The 14,952-nt window shown below is 73.5% G+C and carries 17 protein-coding genes; 3 read left to right on the top strand and 14 right to left on the bottom strand.

The annotated features are described in order from the left end of the window. The first annotated feature begins 98 nt into the window (after positions 1 to 98). Positions 99 to 2,051 (top strand): penicillin-binding transpeptidase domain-containing protein, encoded by a 1,953-nt coding sequence (locus V2J63_RS08775; protein ID WP_331230646.1) that lies wholly within the window; start codon positions 99 to 101, stop codon positions 2,049 to 2,051. Positions 2,052 to 2,118: 67 nt separating this feature from the next. Here the strand turns inward: V2J63_RS08775 and V2J63_RS08770 are convergent, their stop codons facing one another. The 10 genes from V2J63_RS08770 to V2J63_RS08725 all read right to left on the bottom strand — a co-directional run bounded on the left by V2J63_RS08770 (position 2,119) and on the right by V2J63_RS08725 (position 9,410). After that, positions 2,119 to 3,408, bottom strand: a complete 1,290-nt coding sequence (locus V2J63_RS08770) for a DUF2510 domain-containing protein (RefSeq protein ID WP_331230645.1) — start codon at positions 3,406 to 3,408, stop codon at positions 2,119 to 2,121. Positions 3,409 to 3,512: 104 nt separating this feature from the next. Next, complete coding sequence (locus tag V2J63_RS08765) at positions 3,513 to 4,097, bottom strand: MerR family transcriptional regulator (RefSeq protein WP_434056299.1); 585 nt, start codon at positions 4,095 to 4,097, stop codon at positions 3,513 to 3,515. A 174-nt stretch (positions 4,098 to 4,271) separates the two neighbouring features. Continuing rightward, positions 4,272 to 4,739 (bottom strand): bifunctional nuclease family protein, encoded by a 468-nt coding sequence (locus tag V2J63_RS08760; RefSeq protein ID WP_331230644.1) that lies wholly within the window; start codon positions 4,737 to 4,739, stop codon positions 4,272 to 4,274. Positions 4,740 to 4,821: 82 nt separating this feature from the next. Continuing rightward, on the bottom strand, positions 4,822 to 5,490 hold the full coding sequence (ftsR, locus tag V2J63_RS08755; RefSeq protein ID WP_331230643.1) for a transcriptional regulator FtsR: 669 nt from the start codon (positions 5,488 to 5,490) through the stop codon (positions 4,822 to 4,824). 119 nt (positions 5,491 to 5,609) lie between these two features. Continuing rightward, positions 5,610 to 6,077: an FHA domain-containing protein gene (locus V2J63_RS08750; protein WP_331230642.1), complete on the bottom strand. Its 468-nt coding sequence runs from the start codon at positions 6,075 to 6,077 to the stop codon at positions 5,610 to 5,612. A gap of 97 nt (positions 6,078 to 6,174) precedes the next feature. Continuing rightward, on the bottom strand, positions 6,175 to 6,972 hold the full coding sequence (locus tag V2J63_RS08745) for a DUF881 domain-containing protein (RefSeq protein WP_331230641.1): 798 nt from the start codon (positions 6,970 to 6,972) through the stop codon (positions 6,175 to 6,177). A gap of 4 nt (positions 6,973 to 6,976) precedes the next feature. Then, the gene (locus V2J63_RS08740; RefSeq protein WP_331230640.1) at positions 6,977 to 7,309 is read right to left on the bottom strand and encodes a small basic family protein; all 333 of its coding nucleotides are present in this window, start codon (positions 7,307 to 7,309) and stop codon (positions 6,977 to 6,979) included. Positions 7,310 to 7,315: 6 nt separating this feature from the next. Continuing rightward, positions 7,316 to 8,194, bottom strand: a complete 879-nt coding sequence (locus V2J63_RS08735; protein ID WP_331230639.1) for a DUF881 domain-containing protein — start codon at positions 8,192 to 8,194, stop codon at positions 7,316 to 7,318. Next, positions 8,191 to 8,814: a CDP-alcohol phosphatidyltransferase family protein gene (locus V2J63_RS08730; RefSeq protein WP_331230637.1), complete on the bottom strand. Its 624-nt coding sequence runs from the start codon at positions 8,812 to 8,814 to the stop codon at positions 8,191 to 8,193. Before V2J63_RS08730 ends, V2J63_RS08735 begins: the two co-directional genes overlap by 4 nt. Before the next feature lie 83 nt (positions 8,815 to 8,897). After that, positions 8,898 to 9,410 (bottom strand): hypothetical protein, encoded by a 513-nt coding sequence (locus V2J63_RS08725; RefSeq protein ID WP_331230636.1) that lies wholly within the window; start codon positions 9,408 to 9,410, stop codon positions 8,898 to 8,900. Between the two features lie 95 nt (positions 9,411 to 9,505). Between V2J63_RS08725 and V2J63_RS08720 the strand changes: the two genes are divergently transcribed. After that, positions 9,506 to 10,492: an LLM class F420-dependent oxidoreductase gene (locus V2J63_RS08720; protein WP_331230719.1), complete on the top strand. Its 987-nt coding sequence runs from the start codon at positions 9,506 to 9,508 to the stop codon at positions 10,490 to 10,492. Positions 10,493 to 10,606: 114 nt separating this feature from the next. Here the strand turns inward: V2J63_RS08720 and V2J63_RS08715 are convergent, their stop codons facing one another. From V2J63_RS08715 to V2J63_RS08700, 4 genes are read right to left on the bottom strand one after another with little or no spacing between them, the layout of a single operon-like run. After that, positions 10,607 to 11,650 (bottom strand): NAD-dependent epimerase/dehydratase family protein, encoded by a 1,044-nt coding sequence (locus V2J63_RS08715; RefSeq protein WP_331230635.1) that lies wholly within the window; start codon positions 11,648 to 11,650, stop codon positions 10,607 to 10,609. A 25-nt stretch (positions 11,651 to 11,675) separates the two neighbouring features. After that, positions 11,676 to 11,837 carry a hypothetical protein gene (locus tag V2J63_RS08710; protein WP_331230634.1) on the bottom strand — a complete coding sequence of 54 codons (162 nt, stop codon included), beginning with the start codon at positions 11,835 to 11,837 and terminating at the stop codon, positions 11,676 to 11,678. Positions 11,838 to 11,882: 45 nt separating this feature from the next. Continuing rightward, positions 11,883 to 12,968 (bottom strand): YihY/virulence factor BrkB family protein, encoded by a 1,086-nt coding sequence (locus V2J63_RS08705; RefSeq protein ID WP_331230633.1) that lies wholly within the window; start codon positions 12,966 to 12,968, stop codon positions 11,883 to 11,885. A 53-nt stretch (positions 12,969 to 13,021) separates the two neighbouring features. Then, positions 13,022 to 14,206 carry a glucose-1-phosphate adenylyltransferase family protein gene (locus V2J63_RS08700; RefSeq protein WP_331230632.1) on the bottom strand — a complete coding sequence of 395 codons (1,185 nt, stop codon included), beginning with the start codon at positions 14,204 to 14,206 and terminating at the stop codon, positions 13,022 to 13,024. 110 nt (positions 14,207 to 14,316) lie between these two features. Here V2J63_RS08700 and V2J63_RS08695 point away from each other — a divergent pair, with 110 nt between their 5' ends. Beyond that, entirely contained in the window at positions 14,317 to 14,910 is a 594-nt protein-coding gene (locus V2J63_RS08695) for a TetR/AcrR family transcriptional regulator (protein WP_331230631.1), read from the top strand. The last annotated feature ends 42 nt before the right edge of the window (positions 14,911 to 14,952 follow it).

Genomic DNA, 14,952 nt, shown 5'->3' with positions numbered 1-14,952 from the left:
GCCGGCCCTCCGCACGCGGAGCCGTCGCCGGCGAACCCGGCCCCGCCACCCGCCATATGTCGTCGACATGGCGCCCGCCGCTGACGAGAATGAGTCGGGTGAACCACTCCCGGTACCGGTCGCCCGCCGCGCTCCTGCCCGTTCTCGCCCTCGTGACCACCGGCGGCCTCGCCGCGTGCAGCAACGACCCCACCGCGGACATCGCCGCCGTCGCGGAGGACCTCGCGGCGGCCCTCGAGAGCGGAGACCCCGCCGGGGTGTCGTGGGGTGGCACGGCGCCGCCGGACCTCACCACCCCGCTCGGCGACCTCGCCGAGCTGCCCCGCACGGTCGACGTCGCCGGTGTGGGCGAGGCGCAGGAGGAGGAGGACTCCGCCGGCGTGAGCGCGCGCGCCGCGGGCGTCGCCCTCAGCTGGTCGTGGGACCTCGACGCCGACGGCGCCGTGGACTGGGAGTACGCCACCTCGGTGACGGTGCGCGAGGACTCCGAGGGCGTGTGGGTCCCCCTCGTCGGTCCCACCGCCATCGCCGACGGCCTGTCCGAGGGCACCGGGCTGGCCCTCTCGCGGACGCCGGCCGTCCGCGGTGAGGTCGTCGCCGGCGACGGCTCCCCCGTCGTCACGGACCGCCCCGTCCGCCGCGTCGGGATCGACAAGACACGGTTCGTCGAGGGCACGGCAGAGGCGGACGTCCGCGCCGCGTCCGAGGCCGTCGCCACGGCGGCGGGGCTTGCGGACCCCGCCGCGTTCGCCGACCGCGTCCTTGCCGCCGGTCCCCGCGCCTTCGTCGAGGCGATCGTCGTCCGCGAGGGAAGCACCGACGTCGACCTCGCGGCGCTCGACGGGGTGCCTGGAGCCGTGGCGCTCCCCGACGAGATCCCCCTCGCACCCACCGCCACGTGGGCCCGGCCGCTCCTCGGTCGCGTGGGCGAGGCGACCGCCGAGGTCGTCGAGGCGTCCGAGGGTGCCGTCCGCCCCGGCGACCAGGTCGGCCTCTCCGGCCTCCAGCAGGTCTACGACGCCGCGCTGCGCGGCACGCCCGGCCTCACCGTCACGGCGGGCACGGGCGAGGGAGCCGCCGTCCTGTTCGAACGGGCCCCCGCCGACGGCGAGGCCCTCGCCCTCACCCTCGACCCGCGCCTGCAGACCGCGGCCGAGGACGCCCTCGCCGGCACCGACTCCCCCACCGGCCTCGTCGCGATCAGGCCGTCGACCGGCGAGATCCTCGCCGTCGCGAGCGGGCCGGGCAGCGAGGGCCAGAGCACGGCCATGCTCGCGACCCTCGCGCCGGGCTCGACGTACAAGGTGGTGACGGCCCTCGCGCTCCTGCGCGCCGGGACAGGGCCCGACGCGACGGTCTCGTGCAGCCCCGAGGCGACCGTCTCCGGCTACACGATCGGCAACTACCCGGGCTACCCCGCCGCCTACCTCGGTGACATCACCCTCACCCAGGCCCTCGCGCAGTCGTGCAACACCGCCCTCATCAACGCCGGGGCCGGCCTCACCGGCGCCGACATGGCTGATGCCGCCCGCTCGCTCGGCATCGGGCAGCCCCTCACGGGGTCGTGGCCGGGATTCACCGGATCGGCGTCTGCCGACGCGAGCGGGACCGCGCTGGCCGCCTCGCTCATCGGTCAGGGTGAGGTCCTCGCCTCACCCTTCGCCATGGCGACGGCGGCCGCATCCGTGCGGGCGGGCCGCACGCTCGCCCCGACCCTCGTCACCGGTCCGGAGCCCGTGGCCGACGACGCCGCCTCCGCCGAGGAGCCGCCGTCGCCGCTCACCGCCGACGAGGCGGCCGCCCTCACGGGCTACATGCGCGCCGTCGTCGAGGAGGGCACCGGCATCCTTCTCGCCGACGTCCCCGGCGAGCCCGTCTTCGCGAAGACCGGCTCCGCGGAGGCGGGCACGGGTGACGACGCGCGCGTCGACTCGTGGATGATCGCGTTCCAGGGCGACGTCGCCGTGGCGGCGCTCGTCCACGGTGGCGGGCACGGCTCCGGGCCGGCGGGCGCGGCGGTCGAGACGTTCCTACGGGCCGCCACCGGCTGACGCCCATCCGACGACGAGCGCCCCCCGCCGATGTTCCGGCGGGGGGCGCTCGTGGCAGGTGCCGTCGTTACTCGGCTGCGATCGTCAGCTGGATGGTCGCAGCCGCGTCACTCCACTCGGTCATACCGACGAAGTACAGCCCCGGCGCGAACAGGTCGCGCAGGTAGGGGTCACGCGCGGATCCGGCGCCCTCGCTGCTGTCGTCGTTGCTGTACTCCTCGCCGTCGAGCGAGACGACGGAGAGCACCGGGTCGGCGTCGTCCGAGGAGACCGCGTCGAAGACGTAGACGCCGTCCGCGGGGAGCTCGATGGCTGCGAGCCACGCGCCGCCCGCCGGGATCTCCACGGGGACGGTCCCGAGGGAGACGAGCTCCACGGTGTCGAGGGAGAGGGTGAAGTCGGACGCGCTCTCGGTGTACTCGGTGAGGACGACGGTGTACTCGCCCGGCTCGAGCTGGGCACCGATGGCGGGGTCGCGCCAGTTGCTGCCGCCGTCCTCGAAGACGTCGTCGCGGTCGTCGTTCTCCAGCTCGCGGCCGTCCGACCCGAGCACCTGGAGGGTGAGGTCCTGGTCGTTCGTGCTCCGCGCGTCGACGACGACGACGGACTCCTCGGCGAGGGTGAAGGTGGCGGCCCACTCACCGTTGGCCGGCACGGATCCGCTCACGGGCGCGCCGACCTCGATGACGGCGCCGTCCGGCACGGCCGGCCCCGCCGGCGTCGTGGGTGCGTCCGTCTCGGGGGCGTCCCCGGTCGGCGCGTCGGGGCTGACGGTCGTCGTCGGGCGCGTCACGGGCTCGGGGTCCTCGTCGTCCCCGCCGAGGAGGACGACAGCCGTGACGATGACGGCGGCGATGAGGAGGACCGCACCGATGACGATGCCGATGACGACACCCTTCTGGGACCCGGTCCCCTGGCCGTCCGGTGCGCCGCCGGGAGCGCCTGCGCCGGGCCCGTAGGGGTTCTGCGCGCCGTCCTGCGCCCACACGAGCGAGGGCTCCGCGCCGGGGTAGCTCGCTCCGGGGTACCCGGCCGTGGACGCCTGCTGCTGGGGGGTCTGCCACGGCGTGCCCTGCCCCTCGCCCGCGGCGTAGGGGCGCTCGCCGGGGTTCTGACCGGCGCCACCGGCCTGGCCCGCGTAGGTGCCGCTGTCGCCGTAGCCCGGTGCGGCGCCGTAGCCGGCGGCGCCGACGCCTGCCTGCGTCTCTCCTGCGGCCGGGCCTGCCGCCTCAGACGCTGACGCGGCGGACGGGCGGGCTTCGGCGAAGTGCTCGGTCCACGTGCCGCCGTCCCAGTATCGAAGGCGGCTCGGGTCACCCGAGGGATCGGGGTACCAGCCCGCGATTGGATTGCTCATGGCGTGATCGTATGAGGTGAGCGACCTCGCCCGTCGTCGCCGTCCATGACCGGCGCGTCAGGCCGCCCCGCGCGCGGCAGCTGCGCGCGGCCTCGACGAGGGCGTCAGACGGCGTCGCGCGCCCGTCGGCGCCGGGAGAGCTCGTCCTCGACGGCGGGGGCGTCGTCGTGGGCGCGCTCCGTGGGCAGCTCGGCGAGGGAGCCCTCGACCTCACGCCACACGCGCCCGACGGCGATGCCGAAGACGCCCTGGCCGCCCTGGACGAGGTCGATGACCTCGTCCGCGCTGGTGCACTCGTAGACGCTCGCGCCGTCACTCATGAGGGTGATCTGCGCGAGGTCCTCGACGCCACGCTCGTGGAGGTGGTGGACCGCGGTCCGGATCTGCTGGAGCGAGACGCCGGTGTCGAGGAGCCGCTTGACGACCTTGAGGACGAGGATGTCGCGGAAGCTGTAGAGCCGCTGGGAGCCGGAGCCGCTCGCCGAGCGGATGCTCGGCTCGACGAGGCCCGTCCGGGCCCAGTAGTCGAGCTGGCGGTAAGTGATCCCCGCGGCCCGGCAGGCGGTGGGCCCGCGGTAACCGGTCTCGGTGTCCAGGTCCGGCAACGCGTCGCCGAAGAGCATGCCCTGCGCACGTTGCGGGACGCCGGGGGCGGCGTCGGCGTTCGCATCAATGCCGCTCACGTGCATCTCCCGTTCGTCCGTGTGCCGGTGTGCGCACCTGGCGCTCATGGCTTCGTTGAGGACCACGCTAGGTGTGGACAAGGGGTGCGTCAACGACATGCGACGCGAGTCGCACGGCGTGTCGTTTTCCGCGTGTCTTACCCTCAACCTGAACTTGAGGGCGAGCGTCGTCATGCCGCCTCAGTCGGCGAAATCCTCCGGCTCGACGTGCTCGAGGAAGGTCCGGAACTCCTCGACGACCTCGCCGTCCTCGTCCTCCTCCATGACGATACCGGCCACGGACAGGACGTCCTCCTCGCACATGACCGGGCAGTGGGCCCGGATGGCGAGGGCGATGGCGTCCGACGGCCGCGCGTCGATGTGCTGCCCGGTGCTGAGGACGAGCTCGGCGTGGAAGGTCCCGGCCTCGAGGCTCGTGACGCGGACCTCGTCGAGGTGCGTGCCCGTCTGCCCGAGGATCGTCACGAGCAGGTCGTGCGTCTGGGGCCGTTCTGGGACGATCCCGGCCTGCGCCGAGGCGATCGATGCGCCCTCGCGCGGGCCGATGACGATGGGCAGGACGACGGGCCCCGTCCGGTCGGCGAGGACGACGACCACCTCGTTCTCGGGGATGCTGACCCGCACACCGAGCACATCCATCTCGCGCATGGAAGAACCGTACGTCCGGGCCGGGGCGCGCGCGCGGGAACGAGCCGGTCTCCCGCTGCCCTTTCGGGCAAGCGCGCAGCCGTCAGGACAGCTCGTCGACCGCCGCGCGGAGCAGCTCGGCGTGGAGCTGGGCGTAGAGCTCGGCGAGCTCCGCCGCGCGTGCCGCACCACGCTCACGCGCACCCCCCGAGCGCTGGGCGCGCTCCGGGGCGACGACCTGGTCGATCGTGTCGGCCTGGCGCTGGGCACCGCTGCGGACGGTGCGCAGGTGGCGCGGCGAGATGCCGTGCCGGGAGAGCGAGAGCGCCAGCTGGGTGACCTGGACCGCGCGCCCGGGGTAGCGCCCGCGGGAGTCCGGCGTGAGGAGGCCGGCGGCGGACAGCTCCTCGACGTCGGCCAGGCTGGCCCCCGTGAGCTCGGCGAGCTCGGCGGCGCTCACCCGCGCGGACGGGCGGCGGTCGAGCAGCTCCCCGTCCCGGGCGACGACGCGGGTCCCGGGAGCGAGCTCGACCGACCGCCCTGCGTCGAGCTCGGCGAGCTGCTCACGGATGACGCGGAGCGGCAGGAAGCTGTCGCGCTGCGCCGTGAGCGCGAACCGCAGGCGCTCGACGTCGGCCTGGCTGTACATCCGGTAGCCGGAGCCGGTGCGGCTGGGGGTGACGAGGCCCTGCTCCTCGAGGAAGCGGAGCTTGGAGATCCGGACCGCGGGGAACTCGGGCTGGAGCACGGCGAGGACTGCCCCGATGCTCATGCTCGCCGTCGTCGACGCCCCGGGTGGCCACGGCTGCGGGCTCGGGTCGCGCTCGGCGGCGCCCTCCTCGCGTGCGGAGTCGTCCGGCTGCTGTGCGCGTCCGGGTCGAGCGGCCGGACTCACTGGGACGCGTCACCGCCACCGGCGCCGGCGCGCTCGGGGCTCGGGTGGTAGGTGAGGCGGTACTTGCCGATCTGGACCTCGTCACCGGCGCGCAGGGTCGCCTGGTCGATCCGCTCGCGGTTGACGTACGTGCCGTTGAGCGAACCGACGTCACGGACGACGTGACCGCCGTCGGCAGCGAGGAACTCGGCGTGCTTGCGCGAGACGGTGACGTCGTCGAGGAAGATGTCGGTGCTCGGGTGGCGTCCGGCGAGCGTCCGCTCGGCATCGAGCAGAAAACGCGCGCCGGCATTGGGTCCACGCTGGACGATGAGGAGCGCGTGCCCGGGGGGCAGCGCCTCCACGGCAGCGACGTCCTCCTGCGGCGGCCCGGCCTGGAGCGGGCTCTCCTGCTCGACCTCGCCGACGGCGCCGAGGCGCGCGGTCGTGCTCGTCGTGTCCTGCGGCTCTGGACCAGTGCTCATCTCGCCGCCTCCAAGTGTGTGTTCACGCCGTCGTCCTGGGCCCCACCATAGTTGCCAAAGTGCTCCGCGTTACAGCCCATGAGGACAGGGGGTGCTCTCACGAGGTCTGGGCGGGCACGGGGGTGGCGTACTCCGGCGCCGTGAGTGCCCGGACGGAGGTGATCTCGAGCTCCTCGTGCTCCTCGAGCACGGCGGTCCCGCCGGCGGTGCGGATCGAGGCGAGCGCCCCGCCGGGGATGTCCAGCGCGACGGCGAGGGTCTGCGGGTCCCCGATCGCGCGCCACACGTACGGCGGGCTCACCTCGGTGCCCGTGACGACGACGCCGTCGCCCCCGCCCGTGATCCAGCTCGACGCCGTGAGCCGCTGCCCGGACAGCTCGATCGCCTCGGCGCCTGCGTTGCGCAGCTCCTCGAGGACGTTGACTAGGGTGAGGGCCGAGACGTCGCGGCCCGGGTCGTGGATCGTCAGCGCGACGCCCGGCCCGACGACGGGCAGGGTGCCGGCGAGAATGCCCTGGACGCGCGCCTGCTGCTCGGCGGCCTCCTGGGCGGCGGCGCGGGTGCTCGAGCCCGACTCGAGCTCGGCGAGCTCGCGGCGCAGCGCGTTGCCCTCGAGGACGAGGTTGTTGTTGCGCTCGGTCAGCTCGTCTAGCAGCCGCACGAGGTCGTCCTGGCGCATCGTGGCGAGGGAGTCATCGTGGGTGTGGCGCACCTGGGCCACGAGCGCGAAGCCGACGCCGACGCAGAGGAGCACGATGAGCACGTGCACGGCGCTGCGCCGAGGACGCACGAGCAGGTCCCTGAGCCTGGCCCGGGCGTGCGCGCCGGGAGCGACGTGCGGCGCCTCCCCCCGCTCCCCCGCGGCCCGGTGGGTCCCCTTCGCCTGTGGTGCCACGCCGCTACGCCTTGAAGATCTGGCGCCGGATCGACGCGGCGTTGGAGAAGATGCGGATGCCGAGGACGACGACGACGGCGGTGCTCAGCTGCGTCCCGACCCCGAGCTGGTCGCCGAGGAAGACGATGAACGCGGCGATGACGACGTTGAAGAGGAACGAGACGACGAAGACCCGGTCGTCGAACACCCCGTCGAGGTAGGCCCGCACGGCGCCGAAGAGCGCATCGAGCGCGGCGACGACGGCGATCGGCAGGTACGGCTGGAGGGCCGGGGGCACCGTCGGCTCGACGACGAGTCCGACGACGACGCCGAGGACGAGCCCGATGATGGCGAGCATGGCTCTCTACCTTCCCTCTCCGTCGGCGCCCGGGACGGGCACCTGGTCCTCGCCGGTGGCCATCGGGTTCGCGTAGCGCAGCGTCCGGGCCGGGCTCCCCGACAGCTCGAGGTCGTCGGCGCGTGAGATGCTCACGGAGATCCCGAACGTGTCGCGCAGCGCGGCGAGGTGCGCTCCGCCGGTGGTCCGCGCCAGACCCGTCTGCAGGCTCTGCGGGTCACCGACGGCCTCGATCGTATAGGGGCGCGCGAGCGGGGCCAGGTCGACGAGGATGGCTCGCCCCGCCGAGCGGATGGCGCTGAGGGTCGTCAGCCGGTGCCCGTTGATGGCCACGGCCTCGGCCCCCGCGGACCACAGCGCCGTCGCGACGACCTGTAGGTCGAGGTCCTGGACGAACCCCTCGTCTGAGCCCGGGACCCCCTCGATGGCGTCACGGGAGTCGTCGAGGGTGATGACGACGCCGGGGCCGCTCACCGCGGCGCTGCCCGCGTTGACGCCGAGGAGCTGGAGGTAGTCGAGGAACGCACCGTCGGCGCCCTGGAGCCGCTGCGCCTGGAGCGTCTCGATCGCGGCGACCACCTGGGCGTGCTCCTCCGTCAGCGTCTCACCCTGCGCGGTGCGGTCCCGGATCTCCTCGGTGAGGAGCTGGCGAGCCTCGGTCGCGCCCTCCCGGGGGGCGCGCAGCTCGCGGGCCGCCCACACGGACACGAGGCCGAGGGTGGCGGCGACGGCGACGATGACCGCCTTGCGCCACAGGGGCAGGACCGGCGCGGTGCCCCGCGCCTTGCGCTCCGCAGCCTCGTGGTACCCGGCGTCGAGCGGACGGTCCATGACCTCCCGCAGCAGTGTCATCGAGACGTCGGGACGCACGGGTGGGACGTTCACGCGGACCGCACCCCGGGCGTCCGCGCCCGCGCGCGCTCGGTGCGCACGATGGCGACGACCTGCTCGACGTAGAGGAGGCAGGCGAACCAGTACAGGCCCACCCCCCACAGCGCGCTGGCCCAGCCGAACGTCGAGGCGACCACGCCGAGGAGCCCCGGGGTGCCGGCGAGGAGGAGGAGCGGGAAGGCGTACATGAGGCCGAAGGTGCCGGCCTTCCCCGCCATGTGGACGGGGAGCGGCCCGTACCCGTAGCGGCTGAGGACGGGGATCATCCCCGCGAGGACGAGCTCGCGCACGACGATGAGCCCGACGAGCCAGCCGGGCACGAGCTCGCGCCACGCGAGGGCGATGAGCGTGACGAAGATGTACAGCCGGTCGGCGGCCGGGTCGAGGATCTGCCCCACGCGCGTCGTCTGGTTGAGGCGGCGCGCGAGGTAGCCGTCGAGCCAGTCGCTCGCACCGGCGGCGGCGAGGACGACGAGCGCCGCGACGTCGTACTCGTTGAGGATGAGCCACGCGAAGACCGGCACGAGGAGGAGCCGGAGCAGGCTGATGACGTTGGGGACGGTGACGATGCGCTCAGCGCGCGCCTGCTCCGTCTCCTGCCCCCGGGTGCTCACGCCGCTCAGCCTACGCACGCGGACACGTCTGCCCGGGCGAACTCCGCCGAACGAGACCCGCCCGTGATCTCGCGCCGCTCGCGTCAGTCGGCGGCGACCCGGAACGCGCGAGCGCGGATCCGGGCGTGGAGCCGCTCGAGGACCTCGATCTGCTCGTCCGACCGCTCGACGAGCGTCGCGAACGTCTCCTCGGGCAGGCCGAGGTCCGCCGCGAGCTCGGCCATCGTCTGCCACAGCCCGCGCTTGCCGAGGACGGCGCTGCGCATGATCTCGACCTCGAGCAGGAGGCCCATGGGCGAGCGACGGAACGGGCGGCGGTTGATCTTGAGCCGGGCCATGTGCTCGGCGACAGCGACGGCGAGCTGGCGGTGGCGGCGCTGGCGTGCCCCCAGCGCCGAGATGATCTCCCGGACGGTGTCGCTCTCCTGGCCCACCTGCCGCGCGAGGGCCGCGAACTCCTCACCGAACGGGGTGTCCGCCCACACCTTGGCCATCCGTTCGAAGCGACCGACGCCGCCGGCCGCACCGGAGAGGTGGTCGGAGAGGTAGAGGTCGAGCAGGTCGGCGTCGAGGTGGTCGGGGACCGTGGGTCGCATGCGGGGCTCCTTCTAGGCCGGGTAGGACAACCTCACCATCGCCACCGACAGGCCGCACCTCGTGCGCCACGCCTAGAGTTGGCTGCATGACATCGATGCGATTTGGCATGTTCGTGCCCCAGGGCTGGCGCTTCGACCTCGTCGGGATCGACGAGGCGCAGCACTGGACCGTCATGAGCGACCTGGCGAAGCGGGCCGACGCGGGCCCGTGGGAGTCGGTCTGGGTCTACGACCACTTCCACACGACGCCGGAGCCGAGCGAGGAGGCGACGCACGAGGCGTGGAGCCTCATGGCCGGCCTCGCCGCCGTCACCAAGCGCGTCCGCCTCGGCCAGATGTGCACGTGCATGGGCTACCGCAACCCGATGTACCTCGCCAAGGTCGCCGCGACGATCGACCACATCAGCGGCGGGCGCCTCGAGATGGGCATCGGCGGCGGCTGGTACGAGCACGAGTGGCGCGCCTACGGCTACGACTTCCCGCGTGCGGGGGTCCGGCTCGGGATGCTCGACGAGGGCGTCCAGATCATGCGCCAGGCGTGGACAGACGGCGTGGCCACGCTGGAGGGGAAGCACTACCAGGTCGACGGCGCGATCTGCCGCCCGCTCCCCCGCCAGGTCGACGGCCCGCCGCTGTGGATCGCGGGCGGCGGGGAGAAGGTCACCCTGCGGATCGCCGCGCAGCACGCCCGCTACACGAACTTCGACGGCACGCTCGAGGGCTTCACCCGGAAGTCGGGGATCCTCGCCGAGCACTGCCGCGAGCAGGGCACCGACTTCGACGCGATCGTCCGCTCGGCAAACTACAACGTCATGATCGGCGCCACCGCGGCCGAGGTCGACCAGCGCCTCGACGCGCTCACCGAGCGCCTCAGCGCGCACCTGGGCCCCGAGCAGGTCGAGGCCCAGCTCCGCGGGTTCCGCGGCATGCCGGCCCACGGCACGCCGGAGCAGATCATCGAGAACCTCACGGCGCTGCGCGAGGCGGGGATGAGTTACGGGATCTTCTACTTCCCCGAGGCGGCCTACGACACGTCGGGGATCGAGCTCTTCGAGCGCGAGGTCATCCCCGCCCTCTCCTGACCCGCGCCTCCCAGGCTTCCCACCTCCTCTGGTGGTCATGCAGAAGTGCCGGGGCAGCGGCACTTCTGCATGATCACGAGGGGGTTTGCGTGGAAGTGCGCGCCGCAGCGGGGGTCAGCGGGGGCGCATGGGGACGCTCGCGCCGCCCTCGCCGTGCGCGATGCCGCGCATGAGCTCGCGCAGCGCCGAGGCCGCGGTGCGCCGTGGGCGCCAGCCGAGGACGACGCGCGCACGAGTCGTGTCCATGACGGGCACGCTCATCGCGAGGTCGACCCATCCCGGGCTCGTGGGCTGCAGGTGCGCGTGCCACGTCCCCGCGACGACCGCGCGGACGAGCCGCGGCGGGAGCTCGACGAGGCGGCCGTGGTCGAGCACCCGGGCGAGGGCGTCGGCGGTGAGGAGGTCGTCGGCAGCGAGGTTGAAGGGGCCCCCGGCACGCTGGACGACGATCCGGGCGTAGGCGTCGGCGACGTCGTCGGCGTGGAGCGCCTGTGCGCGCACGCCGGCCGGCAGCGGCGCGAACGGCAGACGGTGCCGGCGCAGCGGGCGGACGGGGACGAACCGCCCGAGGAAGTAGCGTGCGATCTCCGCGCCGGCGGCCTCCTGGAAGATGAGCCCGGGCCGCACCCGGGCGACGACCATGGCCGGGTTGTCGCGGTGGACCTCGTCGACGACCCGCTCCTGGGCGGCCTTGTCGACGCTGTACTCCGACGTCGGGACGCCGAGCGTCGGCCAGGTCTCGTCGCGCGGGAGGTCGTCGTCGACGCCGCCGTACGCCCCCACGGACGACCCGACGACGAGGTGGCGCACACCCGCGCCCGCGGCGGCCAGCGCCACCCGGCGGGTCCCCTCGACGTTCGTGCGCCGCAGCACCTCGCGCTCGTGGTTCGGCTGGAGGAGCCACGCCAGGTGGACGACGGCGTCGGCGCCGGCGAACGTGCCCTCGAGGTGCGCGAGGAGCTCCATCTCCTCCGCGCTGCCCCGCACGGGCTCGCCGATGTCCGCCCGGACCCACTCCGCCCCGTCGTACGGGGCGCTGGAGCGGTCGGGGAACCGGCGGGCGACCCCGACGACCGAGGTGACCTCGGGACGGCGGTGCAAGGCTCGTAGCACCGCCGTCCCGACGTTCCCGCTCGCACCGACGACGACGACCCTCACGTGGTGCTCCTCGTCGTCGCGTCCGTCAGGACTCGGGCTCGCCCGTCACGTCGGCGTCGTCCGCACCCTCGGCGGGCTGGTTCGGCGCGCTCGTGCCCGGACGGCGGTTCTCGAGCATGTCGGGGTCCGCGTCCGGGTCCTGCGCGGCGTCGTAGGGCTTCTCGCTGGGGGTGGTGTTCTCGCTCATGGGCCTACGCTCGCACCGCTCCCGGCCCGCCGCATCCGCAGGCGCTCACTCGTCCGCGTCGGCGTTGCGACCGGCGGACTCACGCAGCTCGCGGCCCTTGGCGATGTCCTCCTGCTCCTTCTCCGCCTTCTTGTCGCTCGCCTTCGTGTCCCGCGGCGGGAGCTGGATGGTCTCCTCGGCGGCGATACCGCCCTGGAGCTCGCGCGAGCGCTCGAGCTCGGCGTCGAGCTCGGCGCCGAAGAGCAGGGCGAGGTTCATGACGTAGATCCACAGCAGGAACACGATGACGCCGGCGAGCGCCCCGTACGTCGCGTCGTAGCTGCCGAAGTTGGCGACGTAGAACCCGAGCCCGACGGACGCGAGGAGCGCGACGACGATGGCGACGATCGCGCCCACGCTGATCCACGTGAACTTCGGCTGCTTGACGTTCGGGGTGAAGTAGTAGAGGAGCGCGACGATGACGATGATGGCCACGAGGACGACCGGCCACTTCGCGATGTTCCACACGGTCACGGCGGTCGAGCCGAGACCGATGGCGTCCCCGACGGCCTGGGCCACCGGACCGGAGACGACGAGCATGACGCCGACGAGGGCCACGAGCACGAGGAGCAGCGCGGTGATGCCGTACATGATGGGACGCAGCTTCCAGATCGGACGCCCCTCGGGGATCTCGTAGATCCGGTTCATCGCCCGCCCGAAGGCGTTGACGTAGTTCGACGCCGTCCACAGCGCGGTGAGGATACCGATGATGAGTCCGATGCTCGCGCCCGATGCGCCCGCGACGCTCGCGATGATCGGCTCGATCTGGTCGAGCGTGTCCTGCGGCACGAAGTCCGAGGCCATCTGGAGGAGGGTGTCCGTCGTCGCCTCGGCCTGACCGACGAGCCCGAGGATCGACACGAGCGCGATGAGCGCGGGGAACAGCGAGAGGACCGCGTAGTACGTCAGGGCCGCCGCGAGGTCCGTGCACTGGTCCTTGCCGAACTCCCGGAGCGTCTTGCGCAGCGTGTAGCCCCACGAGGGTTTCGTCAGGTCGGTCGGGCCGTCGGGCTTGCGGCCGTCCTCGGGCTCCGCGCCCGTCCTGCCCGCCGTCTGCGTGCGTCCGCCGTCGCCGTGCCTCGTGCTCGCCATCGTGCCCCTCCGTCGTCGTCTGCGGCGCGGGTGCGCCCTCCAGGGGGCAAGCCTTACCGCTCCGGGTGCCGAGCGCCCGTCGAGAGGTCGCGCCGCACCTCCGCGTCCGTGCCGACGAGAGTGATCCCGTCCTCGTCGTCAGCCTCGCCCGAGGGGGCCGGTCCGCCCACGACGACGCCGTCGGCGATCTGTGCCCCCTCGTCGAGGACCGCGCGCTCGACGCGCGCCCCGGCCCCGACCACGACGTCGTCGAGGAGGACGGAGTCGATGACCTCCGCGCCCGGTCCCACGCGCACCCCCGGGCCGAGGACGCTGCCGCTCACGCGCCCCTCGATGGTGACCCCGGCACCGAGGAGGGACCGTTCGACCTGTCCCTGCGGGCTGACCCGCACGCCACCCCGGCGGGTGCCGCGCGTGACGATCGGCCAGGCGTCGTCGTCGACGTCGAAGGGGGCGTCGGGCGAGGCGAACGCGAGGTTGGTGCGCCAGTACGCGTCCACGGTGCCGACGTCCTGCCAGTAGCCGGTGTGCCGGTGCTCGCGCGCCACGCCACGCTCGACGAAGGACGGCAGGAGCGCGACCCCGAGGTCCGTCATCGCCTCCTCCCCCTGCTCCGCGACCCGCTCGAGCGCCGCGAGGAGGGCGTCCGGGGCGAAGATGAACACCTCCGTCGTCACGACGTCCGTCGCGGGACGGTCGGGCTTGAGCGCGTAGCCCGTCACGCGTCCCTCGTCGGTCTCGACGACGCCGTAGCGCGTGTTGTCGCCGTCGTGCTGGACGGTGACCATCGTCAGCTCCGCCCCGGAGGCGAGGTGCTCGGCGACGACGTCGGCGTAGTCGAGGCGGTAGACGGCGTCCGCCGAGGCGACGACGACGACGTCGGCCCGGTGCTCGGCGATGAGGCGGGCGTGGCGCCACAGGGCGTCCGCCGTGCCCGCGTGCCAGCCCTCGCGCTCGTCCCCCTGGTAGGGCTCGAGCACGAGGAGGCCGCCGCGGGTGCGGTCGAGGTCCCACGGACGGCCGTTGGCGAGGTGGACGTTGAGCGACGTCGGGTGGAACTGCTGGACGACCCACACGTCCTCGAGGCCGGAGTTGCGGGCGTTGCTCAGCGGGAAGTCGATGAGCCGGTGCGTCCCGGCGAAGCGGACGGCCGGCTTGGCCCGGCGCTCGGTGAGGAGCTCGAGGCGAGAGCCGGCACCCCCGGCCAGGACGACGACGAGCGTGCGTGGTGGTGCCATGTCGGTCCTCCCCTGCTGCGGCGCTGCGATCCTCCGGCGCCGCCGGGAGCACCGCAACCGGTGGCGTGGGTCCCCGGCACGAGGCGTCGTCAGGCGACTACTGTGCCCTCATGTACCGCCGGGCCGAGGGGTCGCAGGACCCCCGCACGATCAGATCGCGCAAGCTGCTCCAGGACGCGCTCCTCGCGATCCTGCGCACCGCGCCGGACGAACCGGTCACCGTCGCCCAGCTGACCGAGCACGCCGGGGTCAACCGATCGACCTTCTACCAGCACTACCGCGACGTCGACGCGCTGCTCGCGGACGCCCTCGACTCGCGGGCGCTCGCCGCCGGCGCGGACGTGACGAGCATCCCGCCCGAGGCGCTCGCGGGTGACGAGCCGCCCGCCACCCTCGTGGCCTACTTCGAGCACATCGCGGAGAACCACGAGGTGTACCGGCTCTCGCTCGGTGAGAAGGGCTCGCCGGCCACGCTCGTGCGGCTGCGCAACCGCATCGCCGAGCTCATGGCCGAGGGCCTTCAGCGCCACTCCACGCCGGAGGCGTCGAGCGCCCCGCCGCCCGTCGTGGCGGCCGCCATGGCGGGCTCGCTCCTCGGCGTCATGACGTGCTGGGTGGAGCGGATGCCGGAGGTCCCGGCGCACGACGCGGCGACGTGGGCGTGGCAGGCACTCCTCGCCACCCCCAACGCATACCGGGCCTGATCTCGCCACTCGAGGGCGCCGCGTGCCCGAAAGACTGCCCCT

Origin of the sequence: Georgenia wangjunii, assembly GCF_036421975.1 — a bacterium.
Lineage (GTDB): Bacteria > Actinomycetota > Actinomycetes > Actinomycetales > Actinomycetaceae > Georgenia_A > Georgenia_A wangjunii.
Note: the sequence above shows the minus strand (reverse complement) of the source record. Positions and strands in the feature narration are given on the sequence as shown.

Coding starts and splice junctions, on each gene's coding strand:
- V2J63_RS08770 (WP_331230645.1), bottom strand. CDS start 3,408: ATGAGCAATCCAATCGCGGGCTGGTACCCCGATCCCTCGGGTGACCCG.
- V2J63_RS08765 (WP_434056299.1), bottom strand. CDS start 4,097: ATGCACGTGAGCGGCATTGATGCGAACGCCGACGCCGCCCCCGGCGTC.
- V2J63_RS08760 (WP_331230644.1), bottom strand. CDS start 4,739: ATGCGCGAGATGGATGTGCTCGGTGTGCGGGTCAGCATCCCCGAGAAC.
- ftsR (WP_331230643.1), bottom strand. CDS start 5,490: ATGAGCATCGGGGCAGTCCTCGCCGTGCTCCAGCCCGAGTTCCCCGCG.
- V2J63_RS08750 (WP_331230642.1), bottom strand. CDS start 6,077: ATGAGCACTGGTCCAGAGCCGCAGGACACGACGAGCACGACCGCGCGC.
- V2J63_RS08740 (WP_331230640.1), bottom strand. CDS start 7,309: ATGCTCGCCATCATCGGGCTCGTCCTCGGCGTCGTCGTCGGACTCGTC.
- V2J63_RS08725 (WP_331230636.1), bottom strand. CDS start 9,410: ATGCGACCCACGGTCCCCGACCACCTCGACGCCGACCTGCTCGACCTC.
- V2J63_RS08720 (WP_331230719.1), top strand. CDS start 9,506: ATGCGATTTGGCATGTTCGTGCCCCAGGGCTGGCGCTTCGACCTCGTC.
- V2J63_RS08710 (WP_331230634.1), bottom strand. CDS start 11,837: ATGAGCGAGAACACCACCCCCAGCGAGAAGCCCTACGACGCCGCGCAG.
- V2J63_RS08705 (WP_331230633.1), bottom strand. CDS start 12,968: ATGGCGAGCACGAGGCACGGCGACGGCGGACGCACGCAGACGGCGGGC.
- V2J63_RS08700 (WP_331230632.1), bottom strand. CDS start 14,206: ATGGCACCACCACGCACGCTCGTCGTCGTCCTGGCCGGGGGTGCCGGC.
- V2J63_RS08695 (WP_331230631.1), top strand. CDS start 14,317: ATGTACCGCCGGGCCGAGGGGTCGCAGGACCCCCGCACGATCAGATCG.